This is a genomic window from Neobacillus sp. BF23-41 (assembly GCF_041106275.1).
The window spans coordinates 49086-65721 of record NZ_JBGBPR010000001.1 but is presented as its reverse complement, the minus strand read 5'-3'; the positions used below and the strand labels follow the sequence as shown (position 1 = coordinate 65721).

The 16636-nt window shown below is 37.5% G+C and carries 12 protein-coding genes and 1 pseudogene; 12 read left to right on the top strand and 1 reads right to left on the bottom strand.

Features of this window, described 5'->3' with window-relative positions; genetic code table 11:
• Window positions 1-198 precede the first annotated feature (198 nt).
• Window positions 199-363 carry a hypothetical protein gene (locus AB7942_RS00245; protein ID WP_369445743.1) on the top strand — a complete coding sequence of 55 codons (165 nt, stop codon included), beginning with the start codon at window positions 199-201 and terminating at the stop codon, window positions 361-363.
• A 146-nt stretch (window positions 364-509) separates the two neighbouring features.
• Here the strand turns inward: AB7942_RS00245 and AB7942_RS00240 are convergent, their stop codons facing one another.
• On the bottom strand, window positions 510-680 hold the full coding sequence (locus AB7942_RS00240) for a helix-turn-helix domain-containing protein (protein WP_369445742.1): 171 nt from the start codon (window positions 678-680) through the stop codon (window positions 510-512).
• 131 nt (window positions 681-811) lie between these two features.
• On the opposite strand from AB7942_RS00240, the gene AB7942_RS00235 reads away from it, so the two are divergent.
• The 11 genes and pseudogenes from AB7942_RS00235 to AB7942_RS00185 all read left to right on the top strand — a co-directional run bounded on the left by AB7942_RS00235 (window position 812) and on the right by AB7942_RS00185 (window position 16622).
• Entirely contained in the window at window positions 812-1729 is a 918-nt protein-coding gene (locus tag AB7942_RS00235) for a DMT family transporter (protein WP_369445394.1), read from the top strand.
• 244 nt (window positions 1730-1973) lie between these two features.
• Window positions 1974-3392, top strand: coding sequence for a rhamnulokinase (rhaB, locus tag AB7942_RS00230; RefSeq protein WP_369445393.1), 1419 nt, complete (start codon window positions 1974-1976; stop codon window positions 3390-3392).
• Between the two features lie 21 nt (window positions 3393-3413).
• The gene (gene rhaA / locus AB7942_RS00225) at window positions 3414-4667 is read left to right on the top strand and encodes an L-rhamnose isomerase (RefSeq protein WP_369445392.1); all 1254 of its coding nucleotides are present in this window, start codon (window positions 3414-3416) and stop codon (window positions 4665-4667) included.
• A gap of 323 nt (window positions 4668-4990) precedes the next feature.
• On the top strand, window positions 4991-5752 hold the full coding sequence (locus tag AB7942_RS00220) for a DeoR/GlpR family DNA-binding transcription regulator (RefSeq protein WP_369445391.1): 762 nt from the start codon (window positions 4991-4993) through the stop codon (window positions 5750-5752).
• A gap of 224 nt (window positions 5753-5976) precedes the next feature.
• A pseudogene (locus tag AB7942_RS00215) lies at window positions 5977-7560 on the top strand (glycoside hydrolase family 43 protein).
• Window positions 7561-7627: 67 nt separating this feature from the next.
• Window positions 7628-8506, top strand: a complete 879-nt coding sequence (locus AB7942_RS00210) for a sugar phosphate isomerase/epimerase family protein (RefSeq protein ID WP_369445390.1) — start codon at window positions 7628-7630, stop codon at window positions 8504-8506.
• Between the two features lie 18 nt (window positions 8507-8524).
• Window positions 8525-9622 carry a Gfo/Idh/MocA family protein gene (locus AB7942_RS00205; protein ID WP_215010162.1) on the top strand — a complete coding sequence of 366 codons (1098 nt, stop codon included), beginning with the start codon at window positions 8525-8527 and terminating at the stop codon, window positions 9620-9622.
• Window positions 9623-9727: 105 nt separating this feature from the next.
• Window positions 9728-10906 carry an MFS transporter gene (locus AB7942_RS00200; protein WP_369445389.1) on the top strand — a complete coding sequence of 393 codons (1179 nt, stop codon included), beginning with the start codon at window positions 9728-9730 and terminating at the stop codon, window positions 10904-10906.
• A gap of 77 nt (window positions 10907-10983) precedes the next feature.
• Window positions 10984-13260: a glycoside hydrolase family 3 protein gene (locus AB7942_RS00195; protein WP_369445388.1), complete on the top strand. Its 2277-nt coding sequence runs from the start codon at window positions 10984-10986 to the stop codon at window positions 13258-13260.
• Window positions 13261-13333: 73 nt separating this feature from the next.
• Window positions 13334-14494: a serine hydrolase domain-containing protein gene (locus AB7942_RS00190; RefSeq protein ID WP_369445387.1), complete on the top strand. Its 1161-nt coding sequence runs from the start codon at window positions 13334-13336 to the stop codon at window positions 14492-14494.
• A gap of 403 nt (window positions 14495-14897) precedes the next feature.
• Complete coding sequence (locus tag AB7942_RS00185; RefSeq protein ID WP_369445386.1) at window positions 14898-16622, top strand: sensor histidine kinase; 1725 nt, start codon at window positions 14898-14900, stop codon at window positions 16620-16622.
• The last annotated feature ends 14 nt before the right edge of the window (window positions 16623-16636 follow it).

Here is a 16636-nt window from a genome sequence, read left to right as displayed (position 1 = left end):
TTGTGAAAGCTAATTTGGAGTGAAACTATAAGGTGAAAGAAGCTTTTAGAATTGCTTATATCAATGATTCAGGACTGTTAACCGCTGATTACCAGGGTGTATTACAATTGCACTTGCATTTAACCTTTTGTCAGGTGCTCAAAAGAGAAAAGCAATAGAAAGATTAGTAGAGTTAATTGAAAAAAATGATTATAAAAAATCGACACTGGGTTCTTATCTGTACCTTATATAATGGATGTCTTATGTGAAAATGAGTACGAGTATTTAGCCTATAAACTTCTGTTCCAAACGGCCTGCCCTTCAACTTCATTTACCATTTGTTTTCCTTTGAATATGTATATCACCATACGAAGGGCGTTTTAGTTGAGAAGGGACTATCTGTACAAAATAATAAACTATGAAGAAAACTCGCAAATGGCGAGTTTTTTGTATGAATATAGATCTATAAAAAGTTGTTGTCCTTTCTGCTTTATATTTCAGAATGACACCTCAAAACGGAACACTTTACTTTACAACAGAGTAGGGCTTTCGCTTTTTTTCTTCCGATATTCGGCTGGAGTAATACCATGAATCTTTTTAAATGATTTATAGAAAAAGGTAATATTGGTGTACCCAACTTTATTTGCGATTTGATAGATCGTAAAATCAGTATTCTCTAACAGGGTGCAGGCATTTTTAATTGTTAACTGCCATTTAACTTAGGAATGATGAATGAAAATTCCCATTGATAATTCTTTCGATAAGCGAAATACCATGCTATACTAATAAAAGTCACCAATAAAAACATTTTGAGAAGGGTTGTCTATGGTAAATGTCGAGTAGTATGATAAAAGCTTTTATTAGTCTCTTTTTGGTTTCTGTTTTATGGGGGTGTAATTATCCGGTAAGTTCCTATTTACTGCAAGGATTTTCACCTGTTTTTTTATCAACCGTTCGAATTTGCTTTACCTCACTTTTTTTGATAATCGTTGCCATGATTCATAAAGGAATGAAGCGTCCCACCATTTCAGAGTGGAAATACCTCATTGGTGTAGGAATTTTTGGAACACTGTTAAATCAAACCTTCTACTTTACGGGTCTCCATCATACAACACCAGCTAACGCCTCATTAATAATTTCCTTGGCACCGATAGCGACAATTTTATTGGAACGAATCATCTTTAAGGTCAAGTTTACCATTAAAAAATCGGCAGGAGCCATTATTAGTTTAATTGGTGTTTTTTCAATTATTGGTGTTGCAAATGGCGGTTTGGGAATCTCATGGGGAGATTTTAACATTCTAATCGCCATGCTTTGCCTCTCGATTAGTATATTATTTATCCGAGGTTTATCAAAAACTATGAACACATTTATTATTACGATATACTCAACCGTACTAGGAAGTGTACTAATGATTCCTGCTGCAGGAGTCGAAAACTTTGTGAGCGGATCTGTCATCAGCCATTCTCTTTTTATGTGGATTTTGTTAATTTTTGCTGGGATCATGGCTCAAGGTATTGCCGGGTTTTGGTGGAATAAAGGCGTAGCTAAAGTTGGTGCAGGTATAGCTTCAATGTTCATGAATATCCAGCCGTTTGTCGCCATCCTAGCCTCTCATTTTATTTTAGGGAATCATATCTTGCTGAATCAAATCATTGGCGGTATTTTGGTATTACTAGGCGTATTTATTGCAAATATACCATCGGCTAAAACCGTAGTTTCTACTGGGTCAAATAAAGCGGTAATGTAAAGAGTCCTCCCACAGATTGGTCTAAAAGGTCGATTTTTCACAAAAACTATCAATACATCCTGAGAAATGGAAAGGGATGATGAGATGAAAACACCACAGAAAAATTCTGTGGTGTTTTTTGGTATTTAAGAATTAAGGTTGGCAAATAAGGACAATAAATTGGTCGAATTACGTTATAGGAAAATCGTATTTTTTTAGTAAGATAGAGATATCAGAAAGCGTTTCCAACCGAGAGGTGATGTTAATGACAAAATATAGTATTGCTGTTGATATTGGTGCTTCAAGCGGCCGGCTTATTTTAGGCTACCTAGAAAATGGATTATTAAAACTAGACGAAATTCATCGTTTTGAAAACCAGATTGTCAAAAAAGGAGACTCCTATTGCTGGGAAGCCAATAAGCTTTTTCAGGAAATCAAAAAGGGCTTAAAAAAGTGCAATGATCTTGGCATTAAACCGGATAGTATTGGAATCGACACTTGGGCAGTCGACTTTGTGTTATTGGATGAAAACGATCAACCACTAACAGAGGCAGTCTCTTATCGTGACCCAAGAACAGACGGGATGATGGAACAGGTTTTTGAGAAGATCATGAAGGAACGTCTGTATCTAGAAACAGGCATCCAGTTCCAAAAGTTTAATACGATCTACCAATTGTTTTCTATTAAACAAAACTCACCGGAAATCTTAGAAAAAGCAAAATCATTCTTAATGATTCCTGATTACTTCAATTATCTACTTACAGGAAAAAAAGCAAACGAATATACCAATGCTACATCCACGCAGCTAGTTAATGCCTTTACGAAAAAATGGGATCATGACTTATTGGATATATTGGGAATTAATAAGGAAATGTTCCATGAAATTAAGACACCTAAGAGCGTTCTTGGAACATTAAAAGAAGAGCTGGTTTCAGAGTTAGGTTTTGATCTCCAAGTGATTCTACCGGCCACACATGATACAGGTTCAGCTGTTATTGCCGTACCAGAAGAAAATGAAACGATTTATATCAGTTCCGGTACTTGGTCGCTGATTGGAGTAGAAAATTACTTCCCAATCTGTGTTACCAAAGCACTCGACTACAATTTCACCAATGAGGGTGGAATCGATTATCAATACCGGTTCTTAAAAAATATTATGGGCCTTTGGATGATTCAAGAGGTAAGACGCAACTACAATAATGAATATTCTTTTGCCGAGCTGGTTGATTTAGCTAGAGAGGCTAAGGACTTTAAGGCAGTGGTTAATGTCAATGATGATCGTTTCTTAAAACCTGAGAACATGATTCAGGAAATCATGAATTATTGTGTGGAAACAGGTCAGCCGATTCCTAGCACACCGGGAGAAGTCGCAAAATGCGTTTATGATAGTTTAGCAGATAGCTATCAGGATGCCGTTAACGAAATTGAAGAAATTTTTGAAAAGAGATTTGAGAAAATCAATGTCATCGGCGGCGGCTGTCAAAATGAAATGTTAAATCAACTTGTCGCTGATGTAACGAAGAAAGAAGTATATGCAGGACCAGTTGAAGCCACTGCGATCGGTAATATCGTGGCTCAGTTAATGGCCCTCGATGAAATTCAAGATATGAAAGAAGCACGCACGATTGTTAAAAAATCATTTGAGGTAAAGAAATATTTGCCAACTGCATCTATTACAAACTAACCATGGAGAGGAAGAAAATACATGTCTATTCAAGAAAACTTTGAACTTGCTAAAAAGGCTTATGAAAAATGGGGAATTAATGTTGATGAAGTAATCGAAACCTTAAAAAATATTTCGATTTCGGTTCACTGCTGGCAAGGTGATGATATCGGTGGATTTGAAGTGAACCCTAAAGAATTATCTGGTGGAATTTCTGTTACTGGAAATTATCCAGGTAAGGCAACGACACCTGAAGAATTAAGAGCAGACTTAGAAAAAGCACTTTCTTTGATTCCAGGTAAACATCGCGTCAATTTACATGCCATTTATGCGGAAACTAATGGAGAAGTGGTAGAAAGAGACCGGCTAGAACCAAAGCATTTTGAAAATTGGGTAAAATGGGCAAAGGAAAATGGATTAGGCTTGGATTACAACCCAACGCTATTCTCACATCCCAAAGCAGATGACGGTCTGACACTTTCCCATCCAAACGAAGAAATCCGTGAATTCTGGATCAATCACTGTATTGGCAGTCGGAAAATCGGTGAGTACTTCGGAAAAGAGCTTGATACTCCAGCATTAACAAACATTTGGATTCCGGATGGCTATAAGGATATTCCTAGTGACCGCCTGACTCCAAGAAAAAGACTAAAAGAATCATTAGATAAGATTTTTGCAGTTGAAGTAGATGAAAGATTTAATCTTGATGCAGTAGAGAGTAAGGTATTTGGAATTGGCTCAGAATCTTACGTAGTAGGTTCCCATGAATTTTATCTAAACTATGCCATGAAAAATAATAAATTGTGCTTATTAGATACAGGTCACTACCATCCAACAGAAACAGTATCAAATAAAATTTCTTCGATGTTATTATTTAGCGAAAAGCTTGCCCTTCACGTTTCAAGACCCGTACGTTGGGACAGTGACCATGTTGTTATTCTTGATGATGAGTTAAAAGAAATCGCCTTAGAAATTGTACGTAATGATGCGTTAGACCGGGTCATCATCGGCCTTGACTTCTTTGATGCAAGCATTAATCGTGTTGCTGCTTGGACAATCGGCACACGTAATATGATTAAGGCTTTACTTAATGCCATGTTAGTTCCAAACGAGCATTTAAAACAGCTTCAAGAAGAAGGCAACTTCACAGAAAGATTAGCGTTAATGGAAGAATTCAAAACTTATCCATTTGGTGCAATTTGGGATTACTACTGTAAAAAAATGGGTGTTCCAGTAAAAGAATCTTGGTTAGAAGAAGTAAAAGCGTATGAGCAAGAGGTTTTATTTAAAAGATAAGTGGATTTATTAAGGGAAGATTCAAATAGGAGGTTTAAGTTGCTATTTTAGAGAAAGCTGCGCCTGGTATCACATTATTGACGAGTTAAATAAGCTTGAATTGGAAGCAGTTTTAGTAAATTCATAATAAACCTAACAAGCCAATCTTCTTAACGATTGGCTTGTTTTTTGCAAAAACAAAAATTTCTCCTTGTTGAATCTATCATTTCAACTTCTATATGTTTGTTTTTCAAAAATATATGTTATAGTTATAGTGAGAATGAATAAAAAACAAATACAAAACAACATAAATAAAAATAGCGGGGCAGGAAGGGGCAGAACAAGTGCTTGTTGCAGAAAGACAAAAAAAGATCGTCGAATTGGTTAATGAACGATTAAGTATTCGGGTGACTGAGCTTAGCAAGATTTTCTTTGTAACAGAGGAAACGATTCGTCGTGATCTTGAAAAGCTTGAAAAGGAAAATTTATTAATGCGCAGTCATGGCGGTGCGGTTAGTATTGAGAAAGATCAATCGGAGACCTCCTATTTGGAAAGAGAGATTACGAATGCTGCTGAAAAGAAAGCGATAGCAAGAGCAGCCGTTCAATCTATTGAGTCTGGTGACCAAATTGTTCTGGATGCAAGTACTACCGCATGGTATGTCGCAAAGGAACTGCCAGATATGCCTTTAACCGTCCTTACAAATTCAATAAAGGTAGCCATCGAGCTTAGTAAAAAGGAACAAATAAAAGTGATTTCCACTGGAGGAACGTTATTGTCACAATCCCTTTCATATGTTGGGCCACTTGCTGAGCGCTCCCTTGCGATGTATCACGTTAACAAAGCCTTCCTTTCCTGCAAAGGGGTACATCTTGATAAAGGGCTAAGTGATTTTAATGAATTGCAAGCCTTATTAAAAAAGCAGATGATGGAAATGGCCGATGAAACCATTCTAATGGTTGATTCCAGCAAATTTGGGACACGTGCTTTTTCGCATATTTCACCAGTTTCTAACATCGATTGCATTATTACCGATTCAAATATAAATGAAGAAACTAGAATCGAGTTAGAAGAAAAAAAGATAAAGTTAGTAATTATCAACTAGCAGGCCGAGTCCGGTCTGTTTTTTTATACACTTGTTCGATTTGTCTCTGTGAGTTATTTTTATTTTTTAAAAAGTCGGAATTTTGAAAGAAATTAGTCGGATTTACAGTAGGAAAGGGTTTTCATTTGTTTTATCTTTAATATAGAACAGACTATCTAAAATTTCTCCTGCAAATAAATCATTACAAAATAAGATTCGTAATGAAAAGAGGATGTGTCAATGAAATGAAATATTCAAATCCAGTTATTAGCGGATTTCACCCTGATCCAAGTGTTTGCAGGGTTGGCAAAGATTATTATTTGGTTACCAGTTCGTTTGAATTTTTTCCAGGCATTCCGATTTTTCATAGTACGGATTTAGTTAACTGGAAACAGATTGGCCATGTATTGACGCGTGAAAGTCAGCTTCCGCTCACCCGCATTCATAGAATGGGACCTTCACAAGGAATATTTGCTCCAACAATCCGTTATCATAACGGACGCTTTTATGTGATTACAACCAATATCTCAACAAATAAGAATTTTTATGTTCATGCCGAACAACCAGAAGGTCCTTGGTCCGAGCCAATCGTCGTTGAGGGCTGGGGTGGAATTGATCCGTCCTTATATTTCGATGAAGATGGGAAAGTTTATTTGAGTGGAACAAGCTCTTTTGGTTCCAGTGAACCTGTAGGAATCTATCAGGCTGAACTTGATATTGATTCTGGACAGCTGTTAACAGAGCGTCAGTTAATTTGGAAAGGAACAGGGGGCAGCTCTCCGGAAGGGCCACATCTATATAAAATCAATGGATGGTATTATTTAATGATTTCGGAGGGTGGTACAGAATATGGCCATATGGTAACGATTGCAAGAAGCAGAAGTCCTTACGGGCCTTTTGAGAGCAATCCCAATAATCCAATCTTGTCGAATCGGAGTACTGATGAACCAATTCAAGCCACCGGTCATGCAGATTTGGTCCAAGCAGGGGACGGTACTTGGTGGTCTGTGTTTTTAGGGATCAGACCTGTGGGCTATCCAAAACGTCATCACCTTGGGCGTGAAACCAATCTTGCTTCAGTCCATTGGACAGAGGAAGGGTGGCCCATTATTGGAGCAGCAGGACGAGCAGAATTGGTGAATGAAGCCAGATTACTTCCATGAGATCAATCCCATCCATGGCAGGAAAAAGAAAATTTTGATAACGCTTTCCTTTCGCCGGTTTGGAATTTTTATCGTAATCCGATTGCAGGCTCTTGGTCAGTAACGGAACGATCTGGTTGGTTAACACTACATGGTCAATCTTCCACATTGAATGATTCAGGATCTCCCACATTTGTTGGCCGCAGGCAGCAGCATTTTAACTGTGAGATTTCGGCCCTTATGGAATTTTTCCCAAATGAAGATGGAGAGGAAGCAGGACTTACCGTATTTATGAACGAGAATTATCATTATGAAATTGCTAGAGCACTTAAGGAAGGAAAGTCTATTATATTATTCCGCCGCCGAATTGGCAGCCTGTCGAAGGTAGAAGCAGAAGTAGAGTATGACGAGCCGACCGTTGTCTTTGGAATTCAAGCAGATGACTTTAGTTTTACCTTTTCTTTTACATCCTCGAGTGGAGAAAAAATCACTTTGGGTAAAGGGGAAAGTTCTATACTTGCGACTGAAGTTGCTGGGGGTTTTACGGGCTTATTTTTTGGAATGTATGCGACTGGAAATGGCAAGATTTCTACTGCACCTGCCCATTTTGATTATTTTAACTATGTACGAGGTGAAGATTCAAAAACTGATTTACTAACAGCATTAATAGTTTCATCAGTAGATTAATAACTAATAAAGTTATCAGCCAATGAATGTTTTAAACGACGAATCTATAAAAAAAGGGGAAGTAAAAATGACAATGGAAATTGGATTAAATTTATTTTCAGTATTTAGAGAGTTAAACGAGGATTATTTCGGTACGTTAGAAAAGGTAGCTCAAATAGGGTACAAAAATATAGAGTTGATTTCTGCTAATTTTTCTACAGGCGAGCGCTTTTCGGATACCTTTTCCCTACCAGTCATCAAACAGAAGTTTGACGAGCTAGGATTAAAAGCGTTTGCAGCACATGAAGGTGTTGCCCCTGGTAAAGCGTTACTAGATGCTGATTGGGATAAGATTATTCAAGAAAATGCAACACTTGGATGTCAGTCTATTGTTTTCCCGATGGCTTTTATATCAGGCCGTGAGGATACTCTTCAAACAGCCGAACATCTAAATCAAATAGGAAAAAAGTGCAAAGAAGCGGGGATGAACTTTTACTATCATAACCATGCGCATGAGTTTAAGAGAATAGGAGAAACATCCTTATTTGAACTTCTAGTTGAAAATACCGATCCAGCGAACGTGAAATTTGAGCTGGACCTCGTTTGGGTTATGAGAGGAGGATATGATCCTCTTGAATTGCTTGAGAAATTGGGGAATCGCTGCGACATGATCCATCAGAAGGACTTAGGTAAACATGTAAATCCAGTTAGTATATTTACCGCATCGAGCCAAGAAGAAAGCAATGACCTGATGAAAATATATACAGAGTATGTGAAGCCAAATGATTTTGTCAATCTCGGAACTGGTATCGTTAATTTTCAAGAAACCTATCAAATTCTTAATGAATTGGGATACATCCGTTATGCAATTGTGGAAAACGAAGGACAGCTAGGAGATAAATTTACAAGCATTTCGGGGGATTTAACAGTAATGGAGAAATCTGTAAAAGGTCTTATCAAAAATTAATTAAGAGGAGTGTTCCTAATGTCTAAAAAGTTAAATATTGGAATCATCGGCTGTGGCGGAATTGCCAATCAAAAGCACATGCCTTCATTGGCAAAGCTTGGTCATTTAGGAGAAATGACTGCATTTTGCGACGTGGTAGAGGATAGAGCCGTTAAAGCAGCACAGCAATTTGGCACAGAAGAGGCAAAAGTTTATACCAATTATAAGGAGTTATTACAGGATGACTCGATTGATGTTGTTCATGTACTTACTCCTAATCTGCAACACTCCTTTATCACTGTTGATGCACTAGAAGCAGGAAAGCATGTCATGTGCGAAAAGCCAATGGCCATCAATTCTAAAGAAGCCGAAGAAATGATTGATGCAGCCAATCGAACAGGAAAGAAGCTTACAATAGGTTACCAAAACCGTTTTCGTGATGACTCGGAAGTATTGTACAAAGCTTCAAGAGAAGGTGAATTCGGCGATATTTATTTTGCTAAGGCACATGCCATTAGAAGAAGAGCGGTTCCTACATGGGGGGTGTTTCTTGATGTAGAACAACAAGGTGGCGGACCATTAATCGACATCGGTACACATGCATTGGATTTGACGCTTTGGTGTATGGACAATTACAAACCGCAATCTGTAACAGGTTCCGTTTTCCATAAGCTTGCAGATAAACATGAAGGAAATTTGTTCGGACCATGGGACCCAGAAACATATAGGGTAGAAGATTCAGCGTTTGGATTTATTAAAATGGAAAATGGGGCCACGATCATTTTAGAATGTTCTTGGGCATTAAATACAACGGATGTTCGAGAAGCAATGGCAACCTTATGTGGCACAGAAGGTGGTGCTGAAATGAAAGCATTACCAAATTCACCTACAAGTGAGTTAGTTTTCAATGGTACAAAATACGGGAAGTTGGTTGAAACAAAACCTGCCACAGGCGGAGGAATTGCTTATTTTGATGCAGGAGCAGAGGAGCCTGGAGTAAAAGAGGCGAGACAGTGGCTGGAATGCATTATTAATGATACAGAACCACTTGTTAAACCGGAACAAGCATTAGTTGTCACACAAATTTTAGAGGCGATATATACCTCAGCAAAGACAGGAAAAACAATAGACTTTTAACAAACAGGCAAACAAGAATAAGAAAATGGGGGATTTTAGATCCTCCTTTTTCCTACCTGTTTCTGAGCAAAAAGGTGATCCTCTAATTAAAGGAGTAAAAAATTCGTGTCGAATACACCATCGTTATGGAACAAAACCTTTTTTATTATCATGTTTGCTAATGCATTTGCTTTTTTCGCATTTGATCTATTGCTGCCAACTCTCCCACTCTTTTTGGCAAAACATGGGGGACTCGATATATCCCAAATAGGATTAATTATCGGGAGTTTTACTTTTTCAGCCATTATCATTCGTCCTTTTACTGAATTCTTTACCAATAAATTTGGAAAAAAGAAAACATTAGTAGTCTCCATCCTTATTTGTTTAATCTCCTCTCTAGGTTATTATTTTGGGACAAACTTCATCCTTGCACTTTCCATTCGTATTCTGCATGGTTTCGGTTTTGGTCTTGCTGTCACGATTCTTTCCACTTTAGCAGCGGAGATTATTCCAAAACAAAGAAGGGGCGAAGGGATGGGTATGCTTGGGAATGGTACAACGATTGCTTTAGCATTATCGCCATTTGTTGGGATATGGCTGTTTAATTCCTATAATCCAATCATATTATTCGGTACCGCAGGAGCTAGTTTACTAATCTTCCTGTTTTGTATTAGTTTCATTTCTTTTCCCGAAAGTGTGATCAATCCCAATCAAAAAGAAACATCATTCCTAAAATCATTGATTGAACCTTCTGCTATTTTTCCTAGCTTCTTGATGCTTTTATTTGGCATATGCATGGGCGGAGTCATTAGTTTTATGGCACTTTATGCAAAAGAGTTAGAGATAGAAGGTGTAGAATGGTTTTATTTCGTAAATACGGTTAGTGGATTCTTAATCCGTTTCATTTCAGGAAAAGTATTTGACCGTAAAGGACATGCTTGGGTGTTAGTTCCAAGTTCGATCTCAGTCATCATTGGTTTTGTATTAATATATCAAACTACTACTTTAAGTGATTTAATCATTGCTGCAATCCTATATGGGATGGGTACAGGATCATTATTCCCTTCCCTCCAAGCCTGGGCACTGAATAATACGAAGCCTGAGCGGTATACGAAAGTAACCGCCATGTTTTTTAATTCATTTGACTTAGGAATTGGAGGAGGGTCTGCCGTTCTTGGTTTGATTGCGGCAAAAACAAATTATGGTTCTATTTATTTGTTTTCAGCCTTCGTAATGGTATTTTTTCTCCTTGTCTATTGTTCCGTATTATTTTTAAACAAACAAAACATGGTGAGAATTCAGTAAAGAGCAAATTGAATATAGTGAGCAACTTTGGAAATGAAGATGGTCACTACTACACTGTTTTCATTGGAGGATTAAAAATGAAAAATGTTAAAACAAAAATCGATACTGAGGATCATATCAAATATGTGGAAAATAAAGGAGGACCAACGTTAGGATATTCCGAAACTTCTGGAGTTACGATCATCCAAAAAGACGGTCATTTTTTTAAGGATTTAAACAAAGATGGAAAAATAGATAAATATGAAGATTGGAGATTAACTCCTGAGGAGAGAGCAAAGGACCTTGCATCTAAAATGACAATTGAGCAAATCGCGGGACTCATGTTATATAGTAGGCATCAAGCCGTTCCTGCAGGGAGTAAGGGTTGGTTTGCTGGTACCTACGGGGGGAGGTCCTACGAAGAAAGCGGTGCAAATCCATGGGACTTAACCGATGAACAAATCGAGTTTCTTTCTAAAGATAATTTAAGACATATCCTCGTAACTACGGTCGAAAGCCCTGAAACTGCTGTGCGATGGAATAACAATATTCAAGCTTTTGCAGAAGGGACAGGGCTTGGTATCCCAGCAAACAACAGCTCAGATCCACGCCATGGTTCAGATTCTAGTACCGAATTTAATGCAGGAGCGGGCGGCAACATTTCTATGTGGCCTGAGCCACTTGGTCTTGCGGCAACATTTATTCCAGAAGTGGCAGAAAGATTTGGAGAAATAGCCTCAAAGGAGTACCGGGCTTTAGGCATTACAACTGCATTATCGCCGCAAATTGATATTGCAACAGATCCGCGTTGGTTCCGTTTTAATGGAACCTTTGGTGAAGATTCACAGCTTTCCGCTGACATGGCTCAAGCTTATGTGGAAGGTTTTCAGAATTCAGCAGGTGATAAAGAAATTGCTGAAGGCTGGGGTTATAACAGTGTTAATGCAATGGTAAAACATTGGCCGGGAGGCGGCTCTGGCGAGAGTGGAAGGGATGCACACTATGGATATGGTAAGTTTGCCGTTTATCCAGGCGGCAACTTTGAAGAACATTTAATTCCATTTACTGAAGGTGCCTTTAACTTACCTGGAAAAACAAAGATGGCTTCTGCGGTTATGCCTTATTACACTATTTCCATGGAACAAGATCCGGTAAATGGAGAAAATGTTGGTAACTCTTACAATTCTTACTTAATAAATGATTTGCTTCGAAAAAGATATGGTTACGATGGTGTTGTTTGCACGGATTGGATTATTACTGCCGATGAACCAGAGAATATTGATACGTTTGTCGGCGGGAAGCCATGGGGTGTTGAAAATCTGACCGTTGCCGAGCGGCATTATAAATTAATTTTAGCTGGGGTCGATCAATTCGGAGGGAATAATGAAGCGGGTCCAATCCTGGAAGCGTACCAAATGGGGATTGCTGAATTTGGTGAGGCATGGATGCGCAAGCGCTTTGAAGAATCAGCAGTACGTTTATTAAAAAATATCTTCCGTCTAGGAATCTTTGAAAATCCTTATATAAAAGTGGAAGAAAGTGTTCATGAGGTTGGGAAACCAGAGTATATGCAGGAAGGATATGAAGCGCAGCTTAAGTCTATTGTTATGTTGAAAAATAGGAATAGCATCCTGCCACTAAATAAAGAAAAAGTCGTCTATATCCCTAAAAAATATACACCTGCAGGCAAAGATTGGTTTGGTAATCCAACACCTGAAAAATTCGAATATCCAGTTAATATCGATGTTGCTAGGAAATATTTTAAGGTAACGGATAACCCTGAAGATGCAGATTTTGGATTGGTCTTTATTAGTACTCCTAAGTCCGGAACTGGTTATAGTCATGATGATGTAAAGGAAGGTGGAAATGGATACGTACCAATCAGCCTTCAATACAAACCCTATACGGCGATTTATGCTCGAGAAAAAAGTCTTGCTGGTGACGCTCGTGAGGGTGATGTTTTAAACCGATCGTACAAAGGAAAAACGGTGACTCCAAGTAATACCAAGGATTTGGATATGGTGGTAGAAACAGTTGAAGTAATGAAAGGAAAACCGGTAATTGTTTCGCTTCTCCTATCGAACCCGACAGTGGTGGATGAATTTGAAAAGAATGTCGATGCTATTATTGCGAATTTTGGGGTTCAGGATCAAGCTATTTTTGATATTTTAACAGACGGAGCTGAGCCTTCGGGTCTCCTACCAATGCAAATGCCTGCTAACATGAAAACCGTCGAAGATCAATTGGAAGATGTGGCCCATGACATGGAGTGCCATGCAGACTCTGAAGGTCATGTGTATGACTTCGCATTTGGTCTTAACTGGGCTGGTAGGATTCAAGATGATAGAACTAAAAAATATCAAAAAACCAAATAGAAAAAAGTAACCTAAACAACAAAGAAAAAAGTTAAGAATGAAACTCGACAAATGAAGAGGAGATGAAAGCCGTATGAAGTCGTTTCAAAACTTAAGCCCATTATTAAAAAGTTTTGTGGAAAGGGGGCCTGTTGGCTGCGCCTGTTCTGTTATGCTCCATGGAGAAAAGGTATTTGAAGAGTACATTGGCTATGCTGATTTAGAAACTCAAAAACCTGTTTCTACCGATACGATTTTCCGGATCCACTCCATGACAAAGATCGTTACATGTACAGCTGCCATGATCTTATATGAACGAGGGCTGTTTTTGTTGAATGACCCGCTCGAGGAATATTTACCTGAATTCAAAAATCCACATGTCTACCGGACTGCTAAAGAAGGAGAACAGATTATAACGCCTGCATCAAATTCTATCAGGATCAAAGACCTGTTCACGATGACATCCGGTTTAAGTTATAGCTGGGGAACAACAGAACAGGAAAGCGAGGTAAGAAGAGTAGAGGAACGATTAAATATTCAGGATGATTTTACCCAAGAAACATATATTCGAACACTTTCTAAAGCACTAAGTACGATTCCGCTTGCGTTTGAACCCGGAACCGGATGGAAGTATGGTTATAGTCATGATGTTTTGGGAGCATTAATAGAGGTGGTATCCGGAAAGACTCTCGGCCAATTCTTAAAAGATGAAATCTTCCAACCTTTATCAATGAATAACACCTTCTTTAATCTGCCTGATGAGAAAAAAGATTTCCTTTCCAGCTTTTACATACGGAATGAGGAAGGCAGCCTGATAAAAAGCTCGGATATGTTTCCAAAAGTAAAGACTCGCTTTGAAAGTGGTGGCGGAGGTCTATTCTCTACTCTAAGTGATTATAGTCAATTTGCTCATATGTTAGCCAGTGGCGGGGAAATGAATGGAAATCGAATTATAGGAAGAAAAACAATCGAACTAATGTCAATGAATCATCTAAACTCGGAGAATTCAGTTGATTATAATTGGGATCGTCTGGCCGGGTATGGCTATGGTCTTGGAGTGCAGATAATGATGAATCCTCCATTGTCAGGCAGCAACAGCCCTGTTGGTGAATTCGGCTGGAACGGCATGTCAGGAACATGGGTAACGATTTGTCCAACAGAAAATCTTTCTGCTGTTTATATGCAGCAAATGCTGCCAAACTTTGAGGACTCTCAGCAGCCTAGACTACGATCTGTTATTTATGGAGCACTTTGAGCCTAAAAAAACATCTATAAAATAAGTCTTGGGTGAAAATTAGCTCAAGGCTTTTTGTTTTTCATTAAATTCCTATAATAATAAGAGTATGATTCTTTTATGAAATTCTTTTTCTTTTTTTTATTTATATAATAAAATATTACTATTTTTAGATGAATATTACCATACATCAAGTTAGAAATTAATATAATTAGATTGTAAATCTGAAAACGCTTTCTATTAATTAGATCGTAACTAATAGCCGTGAGTAAAAAATAGCTCTCGGCCTTTTATTATTGACTATCACTTATTTTAGAAGGATTCCCTTAGTAAGCCTTTTTTAAATGGACTTTTCAGAATATTTTTTAATTTATATTGTATAATTGGAATTACATTTTAGAGAGTTTACAACTGGAGGATCACTATGGGAAAAATGAAACTAGTTTTCAATTCGTTACTGTTTAAACTCTTTTTGAGTGTGTTTTTAATTATTGGACCATTAATTGTCGTTCACATTGTAAATAACTACTATGCGGTCGAAGTTATCAGGAGCCAGGTGGCCCAGTCAAACAAAAATATGCTGAATATTTATATGGACCAAATTGACCGAAGTTTGGAGGGTGTTGGAAACTATATCTTTCAAACTACACAAAACAATACAGATTTATATTTTCTTCAATATAATGAAACGATAGATCCCAATGATTATGAAGAAGCAAAAATACGTTTATTTAATTCTATTACCAATCAGTCTTATTTCTACACTGCCATCGATTCCATTTTTATTTATTCGGATGCCTATAAGGATTTCCTATTTACACAAAAATCCGGTGACAATTATTTTGAACGCTATGAAGCAAGAGACGAAATTTACCAGTTGTTTGAGAAAAACCCGGAGCAGCTTAGAGAAGGGAAATGGAATATTTGGAAGGGTGCAAAAAATTATTACTTGCTTCAATATTATAAAGTAGATGGAGTATATGTAGGCGCCTGGGTGAATATGGACAAGCTTATTACTCCGTTTAAATATATTGATTTTGGAGAAACAGGAAGAGCCTTGTTGGCAACTTCAGACCTAAAACCGATTACAAATAAGAAATTTATTGAAAAGGAAAAAATAGATTTATCGATTAAGAAGGAAAAGTATATTATTACTGGGAAAGATAACCGTTTTGTTTTAATGAAAAAAAAATCATCACAAAGTGATTTCTATCTTGCAGCATTGATACCTGAAAGAGAAATCCTAGAGAAACTACCATTTTTACAAAGAATATCGTCGGTTATTACTTTTTTAGCTGTGTTGTTCTTACTATATTTTATCTTTATCATGAGAAAGGTTTTTCTTCAACCAATTAATCGAATTGTCGCCGCTATGAAAAAACTGCGACAAGGTGATTTGGATATTCGCCTTCCCATCCATCGAAATTCTACTGAGTTTGAGGTGATGAATGGTACTTTCAATCATATGATTTCTGAGATTAAGGATCTTAAAATAAATGTATATGAGGAAAAGCTAAATCTTCAAAGAGCGGAATTAAAACATTTACAGCTGCAAATCAACCCGCACTTTTTCCTTAATTCATTAAATATTATCTATAATCTAGCTACAGTTAAGGATTTTGCAGTCATCCAAGAGATGGCAAAATGTCTGGCCAATTACTTTCGTTTTATGTTTCGGAGTAATTCATATTTTGTTAGCTTAGAAGATGAACTAAAGCATACGGAAAATTACTTAAAAATTCAACAGCTCAGATTTCCCGATACTTTTAAGTATTCTGTTGAATCACCGCCAGAGCTTTTAGAATGTAAGATTCCTCCGCTTGTCATTCAAACGATGGTGGAAAATTCAATTAAACATGCCTTTAATCTAGATGACCCGCTTGATATTTTAATAGTGGTAAAAAAGAATGAGGACCCTGGGTTTATAAGTATAAAAATTCAGGATACAGGTGATGGATTTCCTGACGATGTTTTACGCAGTTTGAAAGAAGACGAATCTTTAACAAATGCTGAAGGCGAGCGCATTGGAATATGGAACGTTAAACAACGACTAAGTTTGTTATATGGAGAAAAATCAAATATCCAATTTTCGAATGAACCAGGCAAAGGGGCGACTGTTCGGATACGAATTCCGAACAATATAATTTAAGTCAAGAGGGTGGT

Excerpts from the sequence above, each read along its gene's own strand:
- AB7942_RS00235 (WP_369445394.1), top strand. The coding sequence starts at position 812 with ATGTCGAGTAGTATGATAAAAGCTTTTATTAGTCTCTTTTTGGTTTCT.
- rhaB (WP_369445393.1), top strand. The coding sequence starts at position 1,974 with ATGACAAAATATAGTATTGCTGTTGATATTGGTGCTTCAAGCGGCCGG.
- rhaA (WP_369445392.1), top strand. The coding sequence starts at position 3,414 with ATGTCTATTCAAGAAAACTTTGAACTTGCTAAAAAGGCTTATGAAAAA.
- AB7942_RS00210 (WP_369445390.1), top strand. The coding sequence starts at position 7,628 with ATGACAATGGAAATTGGATTAAATTTATTTTCAGTATTTAGAGAGTTA.
- AB7942_RS00205 (WP_215010162.1), top strand. The coding sequence starts at position 8,525 with ATGTCTAAAAAGTTAAATATTGGAATCATCGGCTGTGGCGGAATTGCC.
- AB7942_RS00195 (WP_369445388.1), top strand. The coding sequence starts at position 10,984 with ATGAAAAATGTTAAAACAAAAATCGATACTGAGGATCATATCAAATAT.
- AB7942_RS00190 (WP_369445387.1), top strand. The coding sequence starts at position 13,334 with ATGAAGTCGTTTCAAAACTTAAGCCCATTATTAAAAAGTTTTGTGGAA.
- AB7942_RS00185 (WP_369445386.1), top strand. The coding sequence starts at position 14,898 with ATGGGAAAAATGAAACTAGTTTTCAATTCGTTACTGTTTAAACTCTTT.